Source organism: Streptomyces pluripotens (genome assembly GCF_000802245.2).
Taxonomy (GTDB): domain Bacteria; phylum Actinomycetota; class Actinomycetes; order Streptomycetales; family Streptomycetaceae; genus Streptomyces; species Streptomyces pluripotens.
On sequence record NZ_CP021080.1, the window covers coordinates 1,260,146 to 1,283,392 of the forward strand.

Annotated in this window: 19 protein-coding genes and 1 pseudogene; 8 read left to right on the forward strand and 12 right to left on the reverse strand. The window is 68.6% G+C overall.

The annotated features are described in order from the left end of the window. The first annotated feature begins 148 nt into the window (after window positions 1-148). Window positions 149-649 carry a ribonuclease FAU-1 family protein gene (locus tag LK06_RS05495; RefSeq protein WP_039651698.1) on the forward strand — a complete coding sequence of 167 codons (501 nt, stop codon included), beginning with the start codon at window positions 149-151 and terminating at the stop codon, window positions 647-649. A gap of 42 nt (window positions 650-691) precedes the next feature. Here LK06_RS05495 and LK06_RS05500 read toward each other — a convergent pair whose 3' ends face one another. Next, window positions 692-1,318 (reverse strand): class I SAM-dependent methyltransferase, encoded by a 627-nt coding sequence (locus LK06_RS05500; protein ID WP_039651696.1) that lies wholly within the window; start codon window positions 1,316-1,318, stop codon window positions 692-694. A 112-nt stretch (window positions 1,319-1,430) separates the two neighbouring features. Here LK06_RS05500 and LK06_RS34830 point away from each other — a divergent pair, with 112 nt between their 5' ends. Together LK06_RS34830 and LK06_RS05510 are read left to right on the forward strand one after the other, a co-directional pair. Continuing rightward, complete coding sequence (locus LK06_RS34830) at window positions 1,431-1,565, forward strand: hypothetical protein (RefSeq protein WP_086083104.1); 135 nt, start codon at window positions 1,431-1,433, stop codon at window positions 1,563-1,565. Between the two features lie 213 nt (window positions 1,566-1,778). Continuing rightward, complete coding sequence (locus tag LK06_RS05510; protein WP_043409083.1) at window positions 1,779-2,741, forward strand: lytic polysaccharide monooxygenase auxiliary activity family 9 protein; 963 nt, start codon at window positions 1,779-1,781, stop codon at window positions 2,739-2,741. Window positions 2,742-2,792: 51 nt separating this feature from the next. On the opposite strand, the gene LK06_RS05515 is transcribed toward LK06_RS05510, so the two are convergent. The 3 genes and pseudogenes from LK06_RS05515 to LK06_RS05525 form a co-directional block, all read right to left on the reverse strand. After that, on the reverse strand, window positions 2,793-3,653 hold the full coding sequence (locus LK06_RS05515) for an esterase/lipase family protein (protein WP_043409086.1): 861 nt from the start codon (window positions 3,651-3,653) through the stop codon (window positions 2,793-2,795). A 177-nt stretch (window positions 3,654-3,830) separates the two neighbouring features. Further along, complete coding sequence (locus tag LK06_RS05520; protein WP_039651691.1) at window positions 3,831-4,802, reverse strand: DNA polymerase Y family protein; 972 nt, start codon at window positions 4,800-4,802, stop codon at window positions 3,831-3,833. Continuing rightward, window positions 4,799-5,224: pseudogene (locus LK06_RS05525) on the reverse strand (OB-fold nucleic acid binding domain-containing protein); the annotation flags it as partial. The pseudogene LK06_RS05525 and the gene LK06_RS05520, both read right to left, overlap by 4 nt. A gap of 409 nt (window positions 5,225-5,633) precedes the next feature. Here LK06_RS05525 and LK06_RS05530 point away from each other — a divergent pair. Together LK06_RS05530 and LK06_RS05535 are read left to right on the forward strand one after the other, a co-directional pair. After that, on the forward strand, window positions 5,634-6,482 hold the full coding sequence (locus tag LK06_RS05530) for a tyrosine-type recombinase/integrase (RefSeq protein ID WP_324618350.1): 849 nt from the start codon (window positions 5,634-5,636) through the stop codon (window positions 6,480-6,482). Continuing rightward, window positions 6,475-8,913 carry a tyrosine-type recombinase/integrase gene (locus tag LK06_RS05535; RefSeq protein WP_234367366.1) on the forward strand — a complete coding sequence of 813 codons (2,439 nt, stop codon included), beginning with the start codon at window positions 6,475-6,477 and terminating at the stop codon, window positions 8,911-8,913. The genes LK06_RS05530 and LK06_RS05535 overlap by 8 nt, the downstream gene beginning before the upstream one ends. Before the next feature lie 239 nt (window positions 8,914-9,152). Here LK06_RS05535 and LK06_RS05540 read toward each other — a convergent pair whose 3' ends face one another. Then, window positions 9,153-10,268 carry an FAD-dependent oxidoreductase gene (locus LK06_RS05540; protein WP_043409098.1) on the reverse strand — a complete coding sequence of 372 codons (1,116 nt, stop codon included), beginning with the start codon at window positions 10,266-10,268 and terminating at the stop codon, window positions 9,153-9,155. Between the two features lie 56 nt (window positions 10,269-10,324). Next, window positions 10,325-11,296 (reverse strand): Clp protease N-terminal domain-containing protein, encoded by a 972-nt coding sequence (locus LK06_RS05545; RefSeq protein ID WP_043409101.1) that lies wholly within the window; start codon window positions 11,294-11,296, stop codon window positions 10,325-10,327. Between the two features lie 68 nt (window positions 11,297-11,364). On the opposite strand from LK06_RS05545, the gene LK06_RS05550 reads away from it, so the two are divergent. Beyond that, entirely contained in the window at window positions 11,365-11,724 is a 360-nt protein-coding gene (locus LK06_RS05550) for a hypothetical protein (RefSeq protein ID WP_043409104.1), read from the forward strand. A 148-nt stretch (window positions 11,725-11,872) separates the two neighbouring features. On the opposite strand, the gene LK06_RS05555 is transcribed toward LK06_RS05550, so the two are convergent. Together LK06_RS05555 and LK06_RS05560 are read right to left on the reverse strand one after the other, a co-directional pair. Beyond that, entirely contained in the window at window positions 11,873-12,928 is a 1,056-nt protein-coding gene (locus LK06_RS05555; RefSeq protein ID WP_324618351.1) for a DNA polymerase Y family protein, read from the reverse strand. Then, window positions 12,847-16,353 (reverse strand): DNA polymerase III subunit alpha, encoded by a 3,507-nt coding sequence (locus LK06_RS05560; protein ID WP_043409129.1) that lies wholly within the window; start codon window positions 16,351-16,353, stop codon window positions 12,847-12,849. Before LK06_RS05560 ends, LK06_RS05555 begins: the two co-directional genes overlap by 82 nt. Window positions 16,354-16,505: 152 nt before the next feature. On the opposite strand from LK06_RS05560, the gene LK06_RS05565 reads away from it, so the two are divergent. Beyond that, a complete protein-coding gene (locus tag LK06_RS05565; protein ID WP_234367367.1) occupies window positions 16,506-17,666 on the forward strand; it encodes an ABC transporter permease in 1,161 nt (386 codons plus the stop codon). Here the strand turns inward: LK06_RS05565 and LK06_RS05570 are convergent. From LK06_RS05570 to LK06_RS05580, 3 genes are all read right to left on the reverse strand, one after another. Further along, window positions 17,653-18,552: a S1 family peptidase gene (locus LK06_RS05570; protein WP_039651689.1), complete on the reverse strand. Its 900-nt coding sequence runs from the start codon at window positions 18,550-18,552 to the stop codon at window positions 17,653-17,655. The genes LK06_RS05565 and LK06_RS05570 overlap by 14 nt on opposite strands. Window positions 18,553-18,941: 389 nt before the next feature. Then, a complete protein-coding gene (locus tag LK06_RS05575; protein WP_039651688.1) occupies window positions 18,942-19,793 on the reverse strand; it encodes a S1 family peptidase in 852 nt (283 codons plus the stop codon). A 316-nt stretch (window positions 19,794-20,109) separates the two neighbouring features. After that, on the reverse strand, window positions 20,110-21,252 hold the full coding sequence (locus LK06_RS05580; RefSeq protein WP_039651686.1) for a DUF5685 family protein: 1,143 nt from the start codon (window positions 21,250-21,252) through the stop codon (window positions 20,110-20,112). Window positions 21,253-21,527: 275 nt separating this feature from the next. Here LK06_RS05580 and LK06_RS05585 point away from each other — a divergent pair, with 275 nt between their 5' ends. Continuing rightward, window positions 21,528-21,965 (forward strand): cell division protein SepF, encoded by a 438-nt coding sequence (locus LK06_RS05585; RefSeq protein WP_039651684.1) that lies wholly within the window; start codon window positions 21,528-21,530, stop codon window positions 21,963-21,965. A 36-nt stretch (window positions 21,966-22,001) separates the two neighbouring features. On the opposite strand, the gene LK06_RS05590 is transcribed toward LK06_RS05585, so the two are convergent. Continuing rightward, the gene (locus LK06_RS05590) at window positions 22,002-23,192 is read right to left on the reverse strand and encodes an acyl-CoA dehydrogenase family protein (RefSeq protein ID WP_043433197.1); all 1,191 of its coding nucleotides are present in this window, start codon (window positions 23,190-23,192) and stop codon (window positions 22,002-22,004) included. Window positions 23,193-23,247: the final 55 nt, after the last annotated feature.

Consider the following 23,247-nt stretch of genomic DNA (forward strand, 5'->3'; position numbering starts at 1 on the left):
CTGGCCCAGCTCGCCAAGGCGCACTCCCTGTACCGGGCGCGCGCCACCGGCATCACCGAGGTCTTCAGGGCAACGACGCCGGCAACAACGCCATGGCCGCGATCAACGAGGGGCTCGGGTACGAGGCCTGCGCCACGGAGGTGCGCTCATGTCCGCAAACTTGGCTGATCCTACGGCCCGTCTGGAAGTCGTCCTGGTCAAGGGAGGTCGTACGAAGATCCGTTACCCGGCGGAGCTGGTCCGGGACGACGGCGTCCGGGTGACCGTCCGCGCTCTGTGGGCCGGTTCGGACGTCCGCGACTTCGGCTTCGTGCGCTTCGAGCCGGGTGACGTGTTCACCGAGTACTACTGGCGGAACCGCTGGTACTCGGTGAAGGAGGTCCGCGGGGCCGATGGGTCCCTCAAGGGCTGGTACTGCGACATCACCCGCCCGGCGGTCCTTCGCGGCGCGGAGCTGGTCGTGGAGGACCTCGACCTGGACCTGTGGCGCTCCGCCGACGGCTCGGACGTACGGCGCTTGGACGAGGACGAGTTCGCCGAGAGCGGGCTGACGGAGCGGGACCCAGAGGCCGCGGCGGCCGCCGTGGCCGCACTCGGCGGACTGGAGGAGCTGGCCCTCGGGAGCGGCTTCGGCGAGCTGCTGGCCTGACACCAGCTCCCGGGCGGGATCACTCGTGGTTCACGGTCGTGCTCACACCGGCGCCACCACCGCGTACCGCTCGTCAGTCACGTCCTTCCCCCACAGCAGCGAGTCGCCGGACAACCGCTCCACGCGCACCTGCGCGGTGAGCGGCTCCAGCAGAGCGGTCAGCCGGGCGGCGGGAATGCCCACCGGGTGCAAGGTGCCCCAGACGCCCTCCACCAGCACGAAACGGCCTTGGGGCCGCAACAGCCTCCGCCAGCGCCGCAGGGCACCTGCGAGATCGGGCAGTGCCCACACCACATGCCGTACGAGGACCACGTCGAAGCGCTCCTCGGCAACCGGCGGGGTCGCGGCGTCCCCGATGAGCACCACCGCGTCGTGCCCGGCGAGCTTGGCGCGGGCTCGCCCGGCCATCTCCGGGGAACTGTCGACACCCGTCACCCGGTGTCCCTGCTCGGCCGCCAGGAGCGACAGGCTGCCGGTACCGCAACCGAGGTCGAGGAGGTCGGCGGAGTGCTCGGGCAGCCAGGAGCGCAGCCTGGCCGCCCAGGCCGCGCGGACCTCAGGGGCACGCATGCCGTGGTCCGGCTCGTCGTCGAAGGCGGCGGCCTCGGCGTCCCAGTTCACGTCCGTCCCGGCGGACACCGCGCCCAGGTGCTCATTCCCGTTCGTCATCCCTGGAGAGTGACACATGCCACTGACAGACCGGCACCGATGAGGAACTCTCGCCGGAAGCGCCTGCTCCCGTGCCGACACGGAACCCGGGCAGGCTCTGAAGGAGGCAGCCATGCGCCGTGTGACCGTGCAGAAGCCCCTGAAGAGGACGGACAGCCGCCGGATCCGCGAAGAGGCGGACGAACTCCCCGCGCGCCGGCCGGAAGTGCGCAAGGACATCGCACGAACCTGGTGGCCCGACGGCTGACGCTTGCCGCAGGCGCCCGGGCGCTCGGCGTCCCCTGTCGGTCATGGCGCGCACGCCATCTACCTGAGCTCTGCCTGAGCACCCCCTTAACAGCACCATAAAGATCTCCTCCGCCCGCCTCTGGCAGGCGATCCCGCGGTTTCCTGGGACTGGCTCCGGATCACCCAACCCGGATCCGGCCCATCCCACGGACCGTTCCGAGGAGAGTTCCGCATGCCCGCTCGTACCCGCCCCAGGGCTGCCGCCGTCGCCGTACTCGGTCTGGTGCCGCTCACCCTGACCGTGCTCGCCGCCGCTCCCGCAGCGGCGCACGGCTCGATGGGCGACCCGGTCAGCCGCGTCGTGCAGTGTTACGCGGAGGGACCGGAGAGTCCGGCGTCGGCCGCTTGCAGGGCTGCGGTTGCGGCCGGCGGCACCCAGGCGCTGTACGACTGGAACGGCATCCGGATCGGCGACGCCGGCGGACGACACCGGCACCTGATCCCTGACGGCCGACTGTGCAGTGCCGGCAACGAGGAGTTCAAGGGGCTCGACCTGGCCCGCGCCGACTGGCCGGCAACGAGCGTGCACAGCGGGCGGTATACGTTCAAGTACCGTGTGACCGCCTCGCACAAGGGCACCTTCCACGTCTACCTGACCAAGCCCGGCTACGACCCCACGAAGCCGCTGGCCTGGTCCGACCTGGACCTGGAGCACCCGGTCGCGACGGCCACCGACCCGGTTGGCTCGGGCGGCTTCTACACGTTCCCCGGCACGCTTCCCGAGCGATCCGGTCGGCAGCTGCTGTACGCGGTCTGGCAGCGCTCGGACAGCCCGGAGGCGTTCTACTCCTGCTCGGACGTCGACTTCGGCGGTGGCCGGGGCCTGCGCACCCCAACCACCGCCCCGGCCCCAGCCGTTCCGGCTCCCTCCACGTCCTCCGGTCGGCAGACCTCGGCCGGTGCCGGCAAGCCGGCCGCCGAGCGCGGCGGGCACGGCGGTGCGAGCGAGCCGGCACAGCCCGCCTCCCCGGCCAACCGGCCGGAGGCCGATGGGACGCCGGCGCACCTCGCCGAAACCGGCGCGGCCCCCGGTACGTTCCGCGCCGCGATCGGTGGTGCGGCGGTGCTGGCACTCGGTGCGGCAACGCTGTTGCTGTCGGCCCGCCGCCGGGCGCGCGGCGACCAGCGCCGGTGACACCTCCGGGGCCCGTCCGGCGGCTCAGGCCGGACAGGCCCCGGCGGCACGTCAGCTGAAGGCCGACGCGCAGGTGGTGGTCCTGGCGTGGGCCGGATCGAGGGCGTTGGCCACCTCGTGGAAGGCGATCCGGTCGAAGAGGGCGATCGCCACGTGCTCGGAGAGATCGAGCGGGCACAGGTCCTGCAGCAGGACGTTGTGGACGTCCGGACCGCTCAGGTACTGGCTGCGCCAAGGGGTGGCCACCTCGTCGTACTTGGTGGCGATGACCGTGTAGTGCACTCCGGGGACGGTGTCGCCGCCCGCGTTGAGCTTGGTGAGGAAGGCGGAGCCGGGAATCTGGTCGGCGAGGCCGGGGGTGGCGGCCTTGATCAGGTAGGCGGCACCGGGGAAGTACGGCAGCAGGTGGGTGAGGCCACTCAGCGTGGCGCCGTGGTTGTCGGGGGCGAGGCCGACGAGGGCGTTCACCTTGGCCGCCCCACCGAGGAACCGGAGGTAGTAGCGGGGCATCATGCCGCCCTGGGAGTGACCGATCAGGTCGGCCTTGGCGGCCCCGGTTGCGGCGAGCACCTTGTCCACGAAGGCCGACAACTGCTCGGCGGACTTGTCGATGGGGCCGAGACCGTAGAAGACCGGAACACCGGTCAGCTGACCGTAGTCGAGGGAGAAGACGCAGTACCCGCGGTGCTTCAGGTAAGGGGCGAGGGCGAGCCAGTTGTCAACCGAGTTGCCCAGGGTGCCGTGGACCAGGACGACAGGGCGGGGATGGGTGGTGGAGGGCTTGCAGGAGTAGTCGTTCCAACCGCTACTCGGGGCGGTGGCGGCCCGGGCGGTGGCGGCGGGGACGACGGCGACGGCGGCTGTCAGGAGGAGGGCGGCGAGTGGTCTGAACACTCGCTTCCAGGGCAGCATCGTGTGATCTCCTTGCGGCTCAAGGGAGGTGCGACGGCCTAGCCCTGTGATCCGGATCACGGGATGCTGTTCACTCGCTAAGTTACGAACGAGTAGTGCAAGTGTGAAGTTACGCGTCAGTAAAAACTTCCAGTGATCAGTGTGGGCGTGGCCTCCGGCGTCACCTGCGTCCCGGGATCACGCCAGCGCCCCCGGCATCACCGCCCTTGGCCCGAACTTCGCCCGCACACGGTCCGCGACCTCCTCGATGCGGCGGGCCTTCTCGTCCACAGGGTCGAAGGTGAGCTGACGGGAGGCCTGTTCGGCAGAGGTCAGACCCTCGGCCCGCAGGGCGAGCGCGCGAACCCGGGCACGCTGCAAACCAAGCACCCCGTACATGCCGTAGGCCGCCGCGGCCAGGGCCGCCGAGTGCGCGGTCGACTCCCTGAGGGTGCGGCTGCGGGTGGTGGTGGAGCGATCGGCGTAGCGCACGGTGAGGGTCAGCGTGCGGCACACCGTCCGCGACGCACGCAGTCGGGCACCGATCTCCTCGGCGGCCGACAGCAGCTCCCTGCGGTGTCGCTCGGGACTCAACTCATCTAGATCAAAAAGACGTTCGGTGACCAACGAGTGGGTCACGGCGTTCGGAACGACCCGGCCCCGGTCGATGCCGCTCGCCTTCTCACGCAGTTCACGGCCCGCTTTCGCCCCGATCAACCGCTGGAGCGTGGACAGCGGCGCGGCGGCGACCCGGCCCAGGGTGTCTAGGCCGTATGCGCCCAGGGTGCGGGCGGTCGCCACGCCGACGCCGGGCAGCGCGGACACCGGCAGGCCGGCAAGGAAGTCCGCGACAGCGTCCGGGGTTTCGGGCACGACACACGTCGCTCCGGGCCGGGCCCGACGCTGTGCCACGCGGGCCGCCGTCGGCCCCGGACCGACACCGATCACACAGTCGACGCCGTACCGGGCGAGGGTCCGGACGCGGATCACCGACGCCAGCTCGACGGCGCTGCGTCCGAAATACCGTTCCGCGCCCCGCAGATCGACCAGCGCCCCGTCCGGGGGCAGCGCCTCGACGAACGGGGTGAACTCCCCCAGCAGCCCCAGCAGTCCCGGCAGGGCCGCCTCGTACATCGACGACAGCTGGAAACGTACGCACAGAATGGTCATCCCGCGCTTCCCGGACTCTGGTGCCACAACTTCCTTATCTCCGCAGGCCCCTGTGCGGCCTCCTGCCCCGCGGGCCGCAGGTCGGCCCACGGGTGCATGTCGTATCCGGTCGACAGATGGATCCGCCGGACGCTCGCCGGATCACCGCCCGCCCCCTCGGGCACGGGCTCCGCGAGTCGCGCCGCCACCTCCTCCAGGCCGCCCCGGGCGCGCAGTTCGACCAGTTCGGCGAGATTCCAGGCCGCGGAGCCCACCACACTCAGGCTGTGCGGGCCGCGCCGCTGCACCACACCGCGCACCAGCAACAGCCAGGAATGGAAGACGGTGTGCGCGCAGGCGTCGTGGGAGTCGTCGAAGAAGGCGAGGTCGACCAGGCCAGTGCCGTCGTCCAGCGTGGAGAAGATGACCCGCTTGCCGGAGCGTCCTGTTGACTGCACCTACTCGTGAGGGCCCGGAGGCCCCGGGACTGAGAGGTGTGGTGTGCAGAGCGTGCGGACGGAGCTTCGCGAGGGGCGTGTCGACCTGCGACGAGTGGGCAGCGTTGTGGCTACTGACCAGGCTTTTCCGCCCTGGACAGTGCTCGACTCAAGTGGCATGCCAATCGGGGTGGTTGTCGACTACTTGAGGAGCCTGGCCCTGGGTTCATCAAGCCCGTCAACCTGTCGCAGCTATGCCTATGACCTGTTGAGGTGGTTTCGGGTCCTCTGGCAACTCGGCATCGCCTGGGACCGGGCGACGGTCAGCGAGGTGGAGTGTTTGGTGGGGTGGATGAGGACTGCGTCCAACCCGCAGCGTGAAAGACGCAGCCCGGATTCGCCTCCGCCTGGATCAGTGAATCTGCGGACCGGAAAACAGACGCTCGGACCGGGGTATGCGGCTCGGACCATCAATCACGCGCTGACCGTGATCTCCGGTTTCTACGAATTCCATGCCGGGAGCGGCGCCGGTCCTGTGGTGAATCCGGTACCGGCGTCCAAGGACCGCCGTGCGGAACTGTCTCACCGGAGCCCGATGGAAGCGCCGATCCATGTACGGCGGGCACGACTTCGACAACGCGTACCCAAGCGGCTTCCCCGCTCGCTTCCGGACCTCATGTGGGACGAGTTGTTCGAGGCGATGAAGAACGACCGGGACAGGGCACTCCTCTCCTGTTATGTCTCAAGCGGTGCGCGTGCCGAAGAACTGCTGGGTATCGAGATCGGGGACATCGACTGGGCCGGTCAGCAGATCTACGTCGTCTCCAAGGGGACGAAGGCACGGGAGCCGGTGCCCGCGTCGCCCGACGCCTTTCGGTATTTGGCCGCATACCTTTCCCAGGCTGGAGTGCCCAAGGCGGGCGAGAAGCTCTGGAGGGCTTTGCGTGGCGATCCGAGGCCGCTCACATATTCGGCCATGCGCCGGGTCCTGCAACGAGCGAACGCAAAGCTACAGACCAACTGGACTCTACATGATCTCCGACATACCGCCGCGACTCGGATGGCGAACGACCCGAAAATGACTCTCCCCGAGGTCCAGCGGGTGATGCGCCACGCGAAGCTCGACACGACGGGCATCTACCTGACGGTCCGCCTGGAGGAGATGACCGAGAAGCTTCAAGACTTCTATACGCGTCCACGCCAGGTACCGAAGTTCGCGCCCGGCTACGACCCCGAGGACGTCCGGGCGGTGTTCGGTGGCTGACAGCACTCTGCGGCATCGCCGGATCGACCATGTTCCGGCGCAGTCCGGAAAGCGTCTCAAGCACGACGTCAGCAAGCTCGTGGCCGCACCATCCATTGCGCGTTCCTCGCCTCGCCCTTACGGCGACCTGAGCGAGGCCGGTGTGGAGGACATCGCCGACTGTGCGGCTGTTGCCTGGGAGACCGTCACCCACAGCAGCGGAAGGAAAACACGCAGGATCGCAACACGGCGGGTCCTTACGTATCTGGCTCAGTTTCCGGGGAAGACTTGGCAGGATCGCTGGGTTGCCAGTGGTCTCGACGAACCCGGCAACCCGTTGAAAGAGCGGTTCGACCACGGCCCTCACAAGACTCAGGCAGCACTCGGCCTGCGTTGTCTGATCTGTCTCCGGGTCATCCAGCCGTCACTCCGCGCCGTACGCTCGAACGACTTTGTCGGGCTTGCGGAACAGTTCAGACATGTTCAGCGGGACAAGCGCCTGGACGAGTTCTTCACGGCGGAGTCGGCCAGCGCCCACAGCCTCGGCCAGCAGCGGACCTCGTTGTTCGACGTGACCCTCGCACTGATCACTCAGGGGATCACCCTGGAAGATCTGACTCCCGAAGGGCTACTGCACTATTCGCTCGAGTGCCATAGGCACGGACTGACACGGGGCGCGTCGCCTGGAAGCAGCCGTTTCGCCGGCCACTCCGCCTGGGAAACACTGCACGGCATGGAGGCCTTCCCCGCGGGGACGCCCCAACACCTCCGCGCTGTGCTGGTCTCCGGGCAGAAGTCCGTGACCGAGCTGGTGGACAGTTATCCCATCCGGTGCGGTGGGGTGCGGCAGCTGTTCATCGACTATCTCGAGCGACGTCGAACCGAGCTCGACTACAGCGCGCTGACCGGCTTGGCACAGCTTCTGGTCTCGGTGTTCTGGCAGAAAATCGAGGAGATCGCGCCCGAGCAAGCCGACCTCAGCTTGTCAAACGATGTCTACCAGAAATGGAGAGAAGAGGTCAGCTTCGTCGGAAAGGAGCGAGACCAACCGCGCCGGACCCTGGACTCCCTCCTCCTCCAGGTCCGGGGTTTCTACCTTGATCTGCAGAGCTGGGCTCTTGAAGAACCGGAACGGTGGGGTGTCTGGGCAGTACCGTGCCCTGTCCCCCGGCACGAGGTGCGCTCCGCGCGAAGCGGCCGCCGCAGGGCGAAGGAACGGACCGACAACCGCATTCGTGAACGGCAGCCGCTTCTGCCCACGCTGGTTGAGCACGTGGAGGAGAAGCACAGGAAGTCGCGCGCCCTGCTTCAGGCCGCGGCGGGTGTCCCGCCCGGCGAAGAGTTCACTCATGCCGGCCGCTCCTACCGCCGGACGAACAGTCGAGCCGACCAGGCGAAGGCTCGCCACTCCAAAGCGCCGGTGCGTGTGGAGGAGCTCGCCACCGGCGAAGCAATCCATGCCAAAGGAGCAGAAGAAGACGCCTTCTGGGATTGGGCCTACGTGGAGACACTGAGGCTGAGCGGGGTCCGGATCGAGGAACTCGTCGAGCTGACGCAGCTCAGCATCCGGCAGTACCAGAGGCCGAACGGCGAGGTGGTAGCCCTCCTGGTCATCGCGCCGTCGAAAACCGACCGAGAGCGCGTCATCCCCATGTCGGCAGAGCTTTTCCATGTGATCGCATCTGTGATTCGCCGCCATATCACCGGCGAGCAGAGGTCTGTCCCCCTTCTTCAACGCTACGATGCACACGAGCGAAAGTGGTCTGCCTCCATGCCCTTCCTGTTCCAACGTGGCTCACGAGGCGGCCGAGGCGTGATCAGCCCTAACACCATCGCCAATCGGATCAGGACGCTCTGCCACGAACTTGCCGAGTCGAACCCGGCCTTCGTCGGCCTGACGTTCGCCCCCCATGATTTCCGCCGACTGTTCGCTACCGAGATCGTCAACAACGGGCTCCCCATCCATATCGGTGCGGCACTGCTGGGCCACTTGAACATCGAAACCACCGGCGGCTATGTAGCCGTCTTCAACGAGGATGTCGTACGCCACTATCAGGAATACCTGGCTCGCCGTCGGGCCGTGCGCCCCGCCGAGGAATACCGGTCGGCAACCTCCGGCGAATGGGACGAGTTCCAAGAGCACTTCGACCGCCGAAAGGTTGAACTGGGAAATTGCGCCCGCCCCTATGGCACCCCTTGCCAGCATGAGCACGCTTGTCTGCGTTGCCCGATGCTTCAGGTGAATCCCAAGATGCTGTCACGTCTCAACGAACTGGAAGAGGATCTGGAAGCGCGCCGGAAGCAAGCAGAGACGGAGGGCTGGCTGGGTGAGATCGAAGGCATCGATCTCACACTGCAGTTCCTTCGCGAGAAACGGAAGCAGGCTCTGAGGTCTGAGCAACCGGGCCGCTCGGTCGACCTCGGGATCCCTTCCATCCTGCCCCGTCCCTGATCGGGAGAATACGAAACCAACGCGGCCCCTGCGCCAGCGGGTTGAGACTTCGGACACTCCCCCAACCACACAGTAGCCTCGTGCGTTGCGCATCCCACCAGCGTGACTCGACCGGTGGTCACGCTGAAAGGCTCGCTGAGATTCATTTCGCTTGCCGCCCCGTGAGACTACCGAGAGGCCCGAACCACGGGTGATCGCACTGAAGGGGTGGCCGGTTGACCGATCGTATTCAGTTACATTCAACCTGGTTGGAAGAACGCGAGCATTTTCCGGCTGGCGTCCGGCGACATCAATAATTCCTGCATGTCCGCGGACATTCGGGCGGCAGCGCTGGTGCGTTCGAACATCTCGCGTTCGTATTCTTTGACGGCGGCGGGGAAGTCGTCCGGGTGCGCGACCAGCGCGAGGCCGAGGAGGGCGCCGTCGAGCAGCGCCAAGTTGGCGCCCTGTCCCACCGGCGGCATCAGGTGCGCGGCGTCGCCGAGCAGCGTGACGCCTGGCGTCGACGGCCAGGTCAGGCCGACCGGGAACGCGCTGATCGAGCGCGGGAGGACCGTTTCGTCGCAGGCCGCGATCAGCGCGGTGAACCGTGAGTCCCAGCCGGCGAACAGCTCGATCAGCCGCACCCGGGCGGCGGCCGGGTCGTCGAATGGGATCCCGCTGGTAGCGAACCAGTCCTCGGCGGTGTTGTAGAAGCTGAGACCGATGCGAACGCGGCCGTCGCCGTTGCGCTGCGCCGCCAGGGATAGTCCGTTGCCGAGCACCCAGTAGTTGCCGCGCCCTACCATTGCCGCGAGTTCGGGGTGCGTGCGGTCGATGTCGGGAATGCCGACCTCGACGACGTGCTGGCCGATATGCGCCGGGCGGGCGTCGGTGAGCAGCGCGCGGACCCGGGACTGCGCGCCGTCCGCGCCGACCAGCAGGTCGTACGTCGCACTGCTGCCGTCGGCGAAGTGCAGCACGCCGTTGTCGGCGGATGTGAACGCGTGCCCCCAGCGCACCACGTCTTCGGGGAGGGAATCCAGCAGCAGGTTGCGCAGATCGACGCGGTCGACCTCGGGTCGCTCAAGTGGGGCGTCGTCGGGCGTGTCCTCCTGGAGCAGCAGGGTGCCATCCGGCTCGAGAAGACGCATGTCCTGGCCTTCACCACGGGCAATCGCGTAGAACTGGTCGATCAGACCGGCCTCGCGCAGTGCCCGCTGGCCGGAGTGGATGTCGAGCATGCCGCCCTGACCACGCGCGCCGCGCGACGGTTCACGTTCGTAGACGACGGCGTTGATGCCGTTCACGTGCAGCACACGGGCAAGGGCCAAGCCGCCCAAGCCAGCTCCAACGATGGCGATGGTTGCGCTCACCAAGCCCCCGTCCTCTCCTGTCCCACCGGCCGGGTCCGGCGCACTGATCAGCCGGTTCACCGGCGGAGCCGAGGTGCGAGCACCGTGCGCACGGCCTTGGCCACCTTGTTCTCGGCGGCTCCGTCCTCTTCTTCGGGTTCCGGTTCCAGGATGCGCTGGAGTTGCAGCAGCAGCTGGTTCGTCGACCGCCAGAGCGGGACGAACATGCCGACCACCGGCCCGACGCCCCGGATCGGACTGTCGGACAGCTCCGTGACCTTCTTGGCAAGCGTGATCGTCGTCGGGTCCCGCAGGATCAGGTGCACCTCGTCGTCGACCAGCCGGATTTCCATCTTTCGCGCGGCGGTCTCCTCCGGGTTCGCGTCCGTGGTCGTCTCCGGATCCAGTTCGTCGATCTTGGCGGCGACCGCGTCCGGGTCGACCCCGAGTTCGCGCAGCACCCTGGACGCCATGCTGTTCTCCGCCCGCAGCATCGCCTCCAGCAGGTGATGGCTGCCGACCGGTGCGCCACCAGCCAGCGCGCTGGCGGTGAACACCGTGTCCTCGGTGGCGGGTGTGCCGGCCGGCCATGGGCCAGCCGTGACGTCCTGTGATCCCTCCGACGACGTGAGTACCGCGGCACGGATCTTGTCGATCGGATCGATCCGCTCGGCGAGCACCTGCGCGCCGACGCCCTCACCTTCGCTGACCAGGGCGAGCAGGATGTGTTCCGTACCGATGTCGTTGTGGTGCAGCTGCCGCGCCTCGCGCAGGGCGAGTTCCAGTGTCTTCTTCGCGCCCGGCGCGAAGGGGATGTGGCCGCTCAGCTCCTTCGTGCCGGGCTTGACCACCGCGGTGATGTCGGCCCGCGCCGCCTCCTTGTCGTATCCGAGCCGGTGCAGCACTTTCGCCGCCGTGCCGTCCGGCACGTCGAGCAGCCCCAACAGGACGTGCTCCGTGCCGATGTGGTCGTGCTTGAGCTTCCTTGCCTGCTCCTGGGCCGCTACGACCGCCTGGCGGGCCTTCACCGTGAACCTCTCGAAAGTCATGCTTCCATGCTCTCAACCCTGTCAATACACTGTTATTGACAGGGTCACCATGCTGAAGGGAGGGTGTCATGGAGACACCGTCGGACTGGGAGGACCGGCTCGCGCGCTGGCAGAACGAGCTGGAGTTGTTCGAGCAGCTGGACGAGGCACCCTGGGTGACGCTGGCCAAGGCGGAGGCGGAGACCGGCGTCTCCCGCTCGGCACTGCGGTCCTGGTACCGCAACGGCGAAATCCAATCCCGGCTGGCGGACGGCCCGAACGGCCCGCAGCGACTGGTCCGGCTGGACGCGGTGATCGAGCGCGCCGCCGCGTCACCGCGCATCCAGCGCAGGGCGGAACGGGAAGTCAGCCTGGAAGCCCAAGTCACCCTGCTACGGCACCGGGTAGACCAGCTTGAGCTGCGGCTGGCCGCGCTGGAGCGGAAGTGACTGCTTGCAGCGACGGTCACCCTCGCGGGTGACCATGGGCATGATGAACCACGCAACCGGGGCCTGAGGCAGGTCGAGTGCGGTAAGACAGGCAACCAACAGGGCTCCTGTGTTGGTGAGTTGAGACTTGAAGGCAGCCGTGGCGCTGTCACGACCGTACGAGGGTCGCCGGCCCCACCGAGCCAGGCCATCTTGCGGCGATTCGATCGAGGACCGGTTCAAGTCGGCGGGCGCTTTCCGCCTGCCGATCGAAGGTGAGCTGCTGACCGGATAGCTGATCGGCCGTCAGGTCCTCGGCTCTCAAGGAAAGGGCTGTCACCCGTGCCCGCTGAAGTCCCAAGGCATCGTGCAGTGCTTGTGCGGTGCCCGCCAGTACCGGAGTGTGAGCCGTGGGTTCTGGAAGCACTCTCCTCCGGGTGGTCATAGACCGATCCGCGTAATGAACTGTGAGCGTAAGTGCGCGGGCCACCTGGCCGTCCGTTCTCAATTGCCTCCCGACATCAACGGCAAGTCCGAGTAGCGCACCGCGACGTACGGATCCATCGACCTCGTGCCTGCCGAATCGCCATTCAGCGCTGGTCGACTTAGGCGGAGCCTGCGGTACCACGCGTGTCCGGTCGATGCCATGGGCCCGCTCGTGCACAAGACGCCCCATCTTCGCACCCAGGATCCTCTGCAGGGTGGCCTCAGAAGTTCCTGCCACCTTGCCGATACTGTCCAACCCGTACTCGCAGAGCACGCGAGCCGTCTTCGGCCCCACTCCGTGCAGGACCGCTACTGGCTTTGGATTCAGGAAGCCGGAGATTCCCTGTGGGGTATCCGTGATGCAGCGAACGGCACCAGGCGGTCCATGATGCCCGGCCATCCTGGCGAGCATGGGATTGGGAGCCACACCGACAGCACAGTCAAGGCCGTACAACGCCAGTACGCGCACACGCACCAGCCGCGCAATCTCAACAGCGTCGCAATCGAAATAGCGAACGCTCCCACTCACATCCGCCAATACGGCGTCGGGAGGAACGGCCTCGACAACCGGGGTGATGTCGCCCAGTACCTGAAGAAGTGTCTCCCATGTTTCCCGAGGCGGTCCTGGCGCCTGGATATAGATAACGGCCATCTCGATCACCCTGCGCTTCCAGGACTGGAGTGCCAGAACTTGCGGCCTTCCATAGAGGCACCACCAGCGGGCCTCAGATCCGCCCATGGATCCATTTCGACGCCGTTGGCCACTTGAATTGTTCGACCAGGCTTTCTCGCCTCAGGGTCAGGGCGCTCCTGACGCTCCGCCAATCGATCCGCCACAGCATCGAGGTCTCCGGACCGGCGCAACTCCGCCAGTTCCATCAGATCCCACGCGGCAGAGCCGACAACACTGAGCGAACGTGGCCCGCGGCGTTGGACTTTCCCACGGACCAGCAGCAGCCAGCTGTGAAAGATCGTGTGCGCGCAGTCGGCCTGACTGTCGCTGAAGAAAGCCAGGTCTATCAGGCCGGTCGAGTCGTCGAGGGTGACGAAGATGATCCGCTGCGGCTCCCGCGCGGTCGCCTCCCCGTACGGGCTTGACTTGGTGCGGTGAAGGATCGGCGGGGTCTGGGTGGCCGCCTTGGCTCCCGCGACCAGCACGGTCTCACCGTGCCGGACCTCGCGCAACCGACGTGCGAAGACCACGCCCAGCTCCTTCAGGAACTCCTGGTGATCGTCCATCAGATTGCGTGAGGCGTCCATGGACAGCACGCCCAACTCGGCGCTGAGCTGCTCCGCCGATGTCAGAGCCGGCAGTCCCGCCGGTGCGGTCTTCCTGCCTCCCGCCAAGGGAAGTTGTCCGCCACCGCGTCGGGCACCCCGGTGCAGCTCGGTCAGATGCAGTTGCAGGTCGCGCCGGTTGGCGCCGAAGGCGTCCAGCGCACCCACCTGGGCGAGCCGTCCGGCGAGCGGCCGGCTCGGTCGGGCCCGCTCCCAGAAGTCCAGTAGCGAGGAGTACGGCTGGCCGCCCTCGATCCGCTTCGCCTCGGCTGCGCTGATGCCGTGCACGTCGCAGAGGGCGAGCCGCAACCCCCACACCGCGGGAGATTCGGACACCAGTTCGATCTTGTGGGTCACTCCGGAGACGTTCACGTCCAGGGGCAGGATCGGCACCCCGCGCCGCCGCGCGTCCGCCAGCAGCAGCCGCTTCGGGTACATCCCGGGGTCATGGGTGAGCAACCCGGCATAGAAAGCAGCTGGGTGATGGGCCTTCAGCCACGCCGACTGGTACGTCGGCACGGCGAAGGCGACCGCGTGCGCCTTGCAGAAGCCGTACGACCCGAACGCCTCAATGATCCCCCAGGTGCACCGAATCGCTTCTGCGCTGTAGCCTCCCGCCGCTGCAGCCTGCGTGAACCAGACCTTGATCCGCCCCTGCGACTCCGGGTCCGACAGCCCGCGCCGCACCCGATCGGCCTCGCCGCGACCGCAGCCGGTCATAACGGCGATGATGTCGATGACCTGCTCGTGGAAGACCACGACCCCGTAGGTCCCCCTCAACGCCTCCTCCAAGTGCGGGTGCGGATACCGCACCGGCGCCCGTCCATGCCGCGCCTCGATGAACGGCCGCACCATATCGGCAGCGACCGGGCCGGGCCGGAACAGCGAAATGTCGACGACCAGGTCGTGAAAGGTGCTCGGCTGCAACCGTCCCACCAGGTCGCGCTGGCCCGGCGACTCGATCTGGAAGCAGCCCAACGTCTCGGCGGACCGGATGAGCCGGTACGTCGCCGAGTCACCCGGCGGCAGCGCATCCAGGTCGACCCGCTCCCCTGTCACCCGCTCCACCTCGGCGACCGCGTGCGCCATCGCCGACTGCATCCGCACCCCCAGCACGTCCAGCTTGAGCAGCCCGAGGTCCTCCACGTCCTCCTTGTCGAACTGCGACATGGGAAGTCCCTCGCCGCTGGTCGGCACCACCGGCGTACGGGCGAGCAGGGAGGCGTCGGAGAGCAGCACCCCGCACGGATGCATGGCGATCCCGCGCGGCAGGGCGTCGAGCGCCTCGACCAGTTCCCACAGCCCGCCGTACCGCGCGCCGTTCCGCTGAAACTCCTCGGCCAATTCCTTCAGTTCGGGCAGCTCCTCCAGTGCTGCACGGGCATCTCGCGCCCGGATGTGCGGAAAGGACTTGGCGATCCGGTCGATGTCCGCCGGATCCATGGACAGGGCGGCCCCCACGTCCCGGACGGCGTGCCGGACCCGGTAGGTCTCCGGCATCGAGACGGTGGCGACCCGCTCCGCACCGAACCGGTCGATGATCGCCCGGTACACCTCGAGACGGCGCGCGGACTCCACGTCGATGTCGATGTCCGGCAGCACGACCCGCTCCTTGGACAGGAAGCGCTCCATCAGCAGTCCGTGCTCGACCGGATCGGCATGCGCGATCCCGAGCAGGTGATTGACGAGGGAGCCGGCGCCGGAACCGCGCGCGGCCACCCGGATCCCCATCTCTCGCACGTCGGCGACTATCTGAGCTACCGTCAGGAAATAGGAGGCGAAGCCGTGGTGGGCGATGATGTCCAGCTCGCGGTGCATCCGCTCCCAGTAGACGCGCCTGGCGCCGTAGCCGAGCCGCACCATCCCCGCCACCACCCGCGAGGCGAGCGCCCGCTGGGCAGTACGGCGGCCGGCGCCGACGAGGTGCGGCTCGGGGAAGTGGACGGTGCCGATACCGAGGTCGCGCTCGGGGTCGACCCGGCACTCCGCGGCCGTGGTAGCGGTCTGCTCCAGCAGTCGGTGGGCGGTGTCACGCCGGTAGCCCGCCGCCTCCACCACTCGCTCGGCGATCCGCCGCATGGCCGGTGGGTCCTTCAGCCAGGCCGCGCCGGAGTCCAGCTCTCCGCGCGGGTCGACCGGGACCAGGCGGCGGGCGGCGTCCAGCACGTCGGCGACCGGCCCCAGCCCCGGATCGGCGTACCGGACGGCATTGCTGAGCACGGGCCGGACGCACTGCTCGGCGGCGAAGCCGACGGTACGGGCGGCCAGCCGCAGGGAGCCGGGCCCCGTGCCCGTGCGACCGTGCCAGACCGCCTCCAGGCGCAGCGCATCCCCGTAGACCTCGCGCCATGGGGTGAGGAGTTCCACAGCCCGGTCGAAACGTCCCGCGGTGAGCGCGCGGCCCACGTCGGAGCCGGGGCCGAGCAGCACGACGAGACCATCACCCCGATTGCCGGACCAGGGCAGCAGTGGACTGCCCTCGCCCGCATGCGCCGCAGTGACGATCCGGCACAAGTCGGCCCACCCCCGCGCACCGTCCTGGGCGAGGAAGGTCACCCGGGGCGCCGACTCGTCCACGAAGGCACCGCCCCGCACCGGGGTGCGACGCCTCTCCGGGGCTCGCGGCTCCGCCCGGACAGTAGGCACCCCCTCCCGCCGCACCGGCTCCGACGCCTCCACCGCAAGGTTCACCCCGAACAGCGGGCGCACGCCCGCTCTGGCGCAGGCCTTGGCAAAGCGGACCGTACCGGCGAGAGAGTCACGGTCGGCGAGGGCGAGGGCGTCCATACCCCGCTCCGAGGCGCGCTCGGCCAGCCGCTCCGGATGGGACGCCCCGTATTTCAGGGAGAACCCGGAGACGGTGTGTAGATGCGTGAAGCCCGGCACACGCACCTCCCGCACTCGCAAACCCCGAACAATACTCGAACATCAGTTCCCCACCCCGTTCTCCACCATACCTCCATTCTCGAACATGTGTACGACGCCCGTTCGGCCGTGTCCCACCTGCGCAAACGCCTGGCCACCCGGAACGTAGGGACATGAAACGGACAGCCGAGGCGGCCTCGCCCCACCCCTCCCTCCGCGCCGAACTGAAGGACGCCGTGACCCCCCGGGCAACGCTCCTCGTCATCGGTGTGATCGCCCTCCAGCTGCTGTTCATCGCCTCCTACGTGGGCGCCCTGCACCACCCGGAACCCAGGAATGTCCCCTTCGCGGTCGTCGCACCCCAGCCCGCGGCCACCCAGGCGGTGGCCCGGCTGGAGCAGCTGCCCGGTACCCCCCTGGCCCCCCGCACGGTGGCCGACGAGGCGACCGCACGCGGCCAGATCCTGAACCGGGACATCGACGGCGCCCTGCTGGTCGATCCGCGCGGCACCACCGACACCCTGTTGGTCGCCACCGGTGGCGGCACCGCCCTCGCCACTTCCCTGAAGAACCTCGTCACTGCCGTGGAACAGTCCGGACACCGCACCACCCGGGTGGTAGACGTGGCCCCCACCGCGGCCACGGACTTCAACGGCCTGTCGTCCTTCTACCTGGTCGTCGGCTGGTGCGTGGGGGGCTATCTGTGCGCATCGATCCTCGCGATCAGCACCGGCGCCCGCCCCGCCAACCCCCGGCGGGCACTCATCAGACTGGCCGTGATGGCCGTGGTGGCGATCACCGGCGGACTGGGCGGCGCGGTGATCGTGGGGCCGATCCTGGGCGCCCTGCCCGGCAGTGTGTCCGCCTACTGGGGCCTGGGCGCACTGATCACCTTTGCCGTCGGCGCGGCCACGCTCGCACTCCAAGGCGTCTTCGGCATCATCGGCATCGGCCTGGCGATCCTGCTCGTGGTGATCGCGGGCAACCCGAGCGCGGGCGGTGCCTTCCCCTTCCCCCTGTTGCCCCCGTTCTGGCAGGCGATCGGTCCGGCCCTGCCACCGGGCGCGGGTACCTGGGCAGCCCGCTCGATCGCGTACTTCAAGGGCAACGCCGTCACCAGCTCGCTCCTGGTGCTGTCGGCGTGGGCACTGGCCGGCGTCGCGATGACACTGTTGACGGCCGGTCTCCGCGTACGGCGGGAAGAGGAACGCAACGGGGACCGTCCAACCGCAGCCGCCGGCGTGATGAGCACGGGGAACCGCGCGGCCCCGCCCCGTGACCGGAGCGAGGCCGCACCCGACGGGACCGCCACGGGAACCGTCAGGGAAGGGTGACCCCGTAGTAGCTCAACGCCTCGGTCACCGGTTGGAAGAAGGTCGTGCCACCCGAGGAGCAGTTGCCACTGCCACCGGACGTCAGACCGTAGGCCGTGGTTCCGTAGTACAGCGGACCACCGCTGTCACCGCCCTCGGCGCAGACCGTGGTCTGGATCAGCCCGCGCACGATGTCGCCGCTGCCGTAGTTGACGGTGGCGTTCAACGCGGTGACCCGGCCGCCGTGCGTACCGGTGGTGGAGCCGCGCCGGTAGACGGTCTGGCCCACCCGGGGCGTGGCCGCCCTGGTGATGGACTGGCCACCCACCGCACTGGGATGCGCGATGGAGGAGTTGGTGTACCGCACCAGCGCGAAGTCGTTGCCCGGGAAGCTGTATCCGACGTTGGTGCCCAGCACCGTGTGGTGTCTGGAGTCGCTGTACCAGGTGGAGGCGACCTCGCCGCAGTGCCCGGCGGTCAGGAAGTAGTACGTGCTGCCGCTGCGCACGTTGAACCCGAGCGAGCAGCGGTACTGGCCGCCGTAGATGGCGTCGCCGCCGGTGATCAGTTTGCTGAACCTGCCGGGTGTGTGCTTGATGGTGAGCGCGCCCGCATTGCTGCCGGCCTGCTTTCTGATCCTGGCGATCCCGGCCTTGGAGACCGAGCTGTCGACGGTGACGACGACGCGGTTGCTCTTGCTGTCGACCGCCCATGCCGTGCCGGGTATGTCCGCGTTCAGGACGGAGCGGCTCGCCCTGGTGAGCTGGGCGGTGCTGAACGGGTGGGCGACGGCGGCGTTCGCGGTGGGGGCGGCGAACGCGGCTGCGGCCAAGAAGCCGGTGGCCACGGCGATCAGCCGGGTCCGTCTCGTCGTACCGCTGCGGGGAGTGGTGCGCTTGATCCTCACTTCTCGTTCCCTCCAAGGGAAGTCGGGGGCCCGTGTGGGGTCAGGGCCGGTGAGGCGCAGTCAGGGGCACGGCTGGTTTTCGGACGCTCATGCCCCGGACCAGCGCTGGGGGGAGTATTCGGCCGGACGGCCGGACGGCACAAGAGCGCCTTTCGGCCGGACGGCCGGACGGCACAAGAGCGCCTTTCGGCCGTCCGGCTTTCAACTGCTGTCTTTCCTTGGTGTCTTCACTTCACGGCGCCCGACGGCGTCCGGAGCGTGCTCAAACACTCCGGCGGAAGTGCCGTACTGCGTAGCGTCAGTTGTCAACGGCAGCGTCGTGGCTGGTCGCGCGGTTCCCCACGCACCTTCAGGGACCGCCCGGCCGCGCTGGGTTTCGCCCGGCCTGCTCAGTAGAGGCTGACGCCGTACGCGCTCAGCGCCTCAGACACGGGCTGGTAGAACGTCGTCCCGCCAGTGGTGCAGTCGCCGCTGCCACCGGAGGTGAGGCCGAGGGCCTTCGTCCCGTCGTAGAGGGGCCCGCCGGAGTCCCCGGGCTCGGCGCAGACGTCGGTCTGGATCATGCCCCTGACCGTACCGCCGCTCTGGTAGCGGACGCTGACGTTCAGAGCCGTAACGGTGCCTCCATGGGTGCCGGAGGTGGAGCCGGTGCGCTTGACGTTCTCGCCCACGTAGGCGTCTGCGGCGGTGTAACCCCCTGGGTGGCGGAGGGCGGTGTTGTCGTAACGGACCAGCGCGTAGTCGTTTCCGGGGAAGTCATGGGCGACGGTCGGACCGATGAGCGTGGAGTGGGACGGGTCGGTGTACCAGGTCTTGGCGACCTTGCCGCAGTGGCCGGCAGTGAGGAAGGAGTAGGTGCCGCCGCCCACCACATTGAAGCCGAGCGAACAGCGGTACTGGCCGCCGTAGATGGCGTCGCCGGCGCCCAGGAGGGGTCGGAACACGCCACCGACGCGGCGGATTTCCACGGCACCCGGGTCGTTGCCCGCGGCCTTCTCGATGCGGGTGATCCCCGCCTTGCCGACCGTGCTGTCGGCGGTGACGACGACGTGCCCGGACGCCTGGTCCACATACCAGGCGGTGCCGTCGACCGCGGCCTGGGTGACACCATCCGAAACGCGGGCCAGCCGCGCAGCGTCCCGGGCGGGGGCGTCGGCGGCCCCGGCAACGGGTGCCCCCGCCAGGGTCACGGCGACCAGACCCACGGCGACGGCGAACAGTCGGGTGCGCTTGATCCTCACTGATCCTCCTCATGGGAAGCGGAAGGCCCTATGGGGTGAGGGCCCGTGAGACCGTGGGAGGTGGCATGTTCCTGACATGTCTTAGCGAGGATGACTCCGGAACGCCGGGCACACAAGAGGCTCACCGCAACCGGAGCGTGCGCCACCGGTTCAGCGCAGGCCGGACCCCTCGGCCCGGTCACCGTTCCCGTGTGCCACCGGGTGTGCGAAGGACAGAAGCGGCCAGCGCGGGGCCACCGTGGGAGCCGGGCGCGATCCAGGCCCGCGCTGACGGTCCACCAGGAAGCGAAGCATGGCGGGGGGCGCGAAGTCGCGCTCAGCAACCGTCGCAGAGGCAGCAGCAGTCGCAACCGTCGCAGCCGTCACACGGACAGTCACAGCAGCAGTCGCAGTGCTGGTAGCACCCCTCACGCTTCCTGCGCGACCAGGGCCCTTCGTACTCGTCCGCGCAGCACATCTTGCAGCTACAGCACATCAGGAGAAACACTCCGCAGCCGGCCAGCAACCCGCGGGGCGGTTTGGGCTCTTGCGCCCAAGGGTCGGAGGCCGTGTGCCCCGACTGCCTCGCCTGCCCCGTTCCCGGCTGGTGAGCAGCGCACCTCGGCACCGTCCCGAAAGCCCGGTCTACGGAGCGCCGCAGCTCGTGCACGAGGAGCAGATGAACCAGCCCGCCCTCGACGAACTCGGTCTCCCGCAGGGCGAACCGGATGCCGCGCAGGGCGTCATCGGCGAGGCGGCGGGCCTCGGCAAGGGACGTACCAGTGGCAGCAAGGGGGTTCCAGGCACCCGACACCGCGTCGGCCTGCCGGTCCTCCACGGCGTCCAGCAGATGGGCGAGCCGCCCGAAGAGCCGCCCCGCCTCCGCCAGCGGCTCCGCATTGGCCGGCCGTCCGGCCAGCACCGCGGTGTGCGCGAAGGCGGCGGCGGTCGCGGTCTCGGTCGGCTCGGTGACCGTCAGAACCGGGGTTCCAGGCCCTGCCAGCATCTCGATGCCGGACTGCCGGTCGACAGCCTCGACGAGAACAGCGGTGTCGAACCCGACCGCCGCTCCGCCCTGCGCCCCGGCCCGGTCCCAGCCCGCGGCGACCCGGCGCGCCGCGGCCGCCACCGGCCTGCGGGCCAACAGTCCGTCTCGGTCGGCGACGTGGTCGCGCATCTTCGCCGAGGCGAGCACCAGCGAGACGGCGGCGGCGAGCCGCGCCCCCTCCCCCTGTGCCACCGACGCTGTCCGCAGTCCACGCAGCATGCACGGTCCGGCCGTACGGCGGGCCGTGCCTGCAGGAGCGGCCTGAGCCTCCGTCAAGACCGAGATGAGAAGCCCGTCATAGTTCGTCACAAGGCGTGAGAACTGACCGTGATCGCGACGCAGGGCGAGGCAGAGCCCGCACAGGTGCGCCATCCACTCGGCCTTCAGGCGCTCTCCGAGCCGATGAGAGCAGGGCTTGACGATTCCGAACATGGCGATCCCCCCCTGGGCTGGCGCTGCAATACTGCAGGGACGTTCACCCGTACGCACCTTGCGTCACCCGTCCGCCAGCGAACATCATATTTCACTCACAGTCAGCAGCCGTACGGGTCACACCCCTTGGGGCACAAGGACTCTCGACGGATCCGCTGTGCACCAGTACCGTCACAAACCCCCCGCGCGGCGTCTATCCACTTGGCGCACCGTCCGCATCATGGATGACCATAGGGATGCGGAACGCAAGAAAACCGCTGTGAGAGGAGGCGTCCATGGGATCGGTACGCAAGGCGAGTGCGTGGCTCGGCCTCGTCGACGACAACGATGACGAGCGCTACTACGACGACGACTACTCCGAGGGCACCGAGTCCGGGGACGCCTGGGTCACGGACCCGCGGGTGAGGGTGGCCTCGGACACGGCCGAGGAGAAGGGGCGCCGGATCGGCACGGTCGCCCCGGACAGTTTCCGGGACGCCCGCGCCATCGGCGAGCTGTTCCGGGACGGCGTCCCGGTCATCATGAACCTCACCGCGATGGAGCCCGCCGACGCCAAGCGCGTCGTGGACTTCGCGGCGGGGCTCATCTTCGGGCTGCGCGGCTCCATCGACCGGGTGTCCAACCGCGTGTTCCTGCTCACCCCGGCCGACACGGAGATCGTCAGCGGTGAGGCGTCCGCGCACCGCTCGGACGGCTTCTTCAACCAGAGCTGAGGCGGGGCCGCCCACCGGCCCCGCCTCACCGGGGGCTCACCGGAACGCATCGAGCCCGGTGAGCGCCTTGCCCAGCACGAGCTGGTGCATCTCGACGGTGCCCTCGTAGGTGAGCACCGACTCCAGGTTGGTCGCGTGCCGCATCACGGGGTATTCCAGGGAGATGCCGTTGGCACCGAGGATCGTCCGCGCCGTGCGGCAGATCTCGATGGCCTCCCGGACGTTGTTGAGTTTGCCGAAGCTGACCTGCTCGGGACGCAGGCGACCGGCGTCCATCCGCCGCCCCAGGTGGTGAGCGAGCAGAATTCCCTTGTGCAGTTCGACCGCCATGTCGGCGAGCTTGGCCTGGGTGAGCTGGAAGCCGCCGATGGGCCGTCCGAACTGCTCCCGGGTCCGCGCATACTCCACGGCCGCCTCGAAGCTGCTGCGCGCCGCGCCCATCGCGCCCCAGACGATGCCATAGCGGGCGTGCGAGAGGCAGCTGAGCGGTCCGCGCAGTCCGGCACCCCCCGGGAGCACCGCGGTGGCGGGCAGGCGCACGTCGTCAAGGATGAGTTCGCTGGTGACGGAGGCCCGCAGGGACCACTTGTGCTTGATCTCCGGCGCCGAGAAACCGGGGCTGGCGGTGGGGACGACGAAGCCGCGGATGCCTTCCCCGGTCTGCGCCCAGACGACGGCCACCCCGGCGACGGACCCGTTGGTGATCCACATCTTGCGACCGTTGAGAACCCAGTCGTCGCCGTCGCGCTTGGCGTGGGTGCGCATGGAGGCGGGGTCGGAGCCATGGTCAGGCTCGGTCAGTCCGAAGCAACCGATCACTTCGCCGGCGGCCATGCGGGGCAGCCACTCCTGTTTCTGCTCCTCGCTGCCGAACCGGTGGATCGCGTACATGGCGAGAGAGCCCTGCACCGAGACCAGGGACCGGATGCCCGAGTCGGCCGCCTCCAGCTCCAGACACGCCAGTCCGTACTGCACGGCGGACGCACCCACGCAGCCGTACCCGGTCAGTGACATGCCGAGGGCGCCGATGCCGCCGAGTTCGCGCGCGAGGTCCCGGATACCGGGCAGCTCACCCTTCTCATACCAGTCGGCGACGTACGGCAGCACGCGGTCGGCCGCCCAGCCACGCACGGTGTCCCGGATGGCCAGGTCCTCCGGCTCCAGCAGGTCGTCGATCCCGAGCGGGTCGGCGGCATCGAACGGGGGCAGCTTCGCGGACGCGGACATGGAACACCCTCCGGGGCGTGGGCACACTGACGGGGCCAAAAACTAGCAGCGCTAG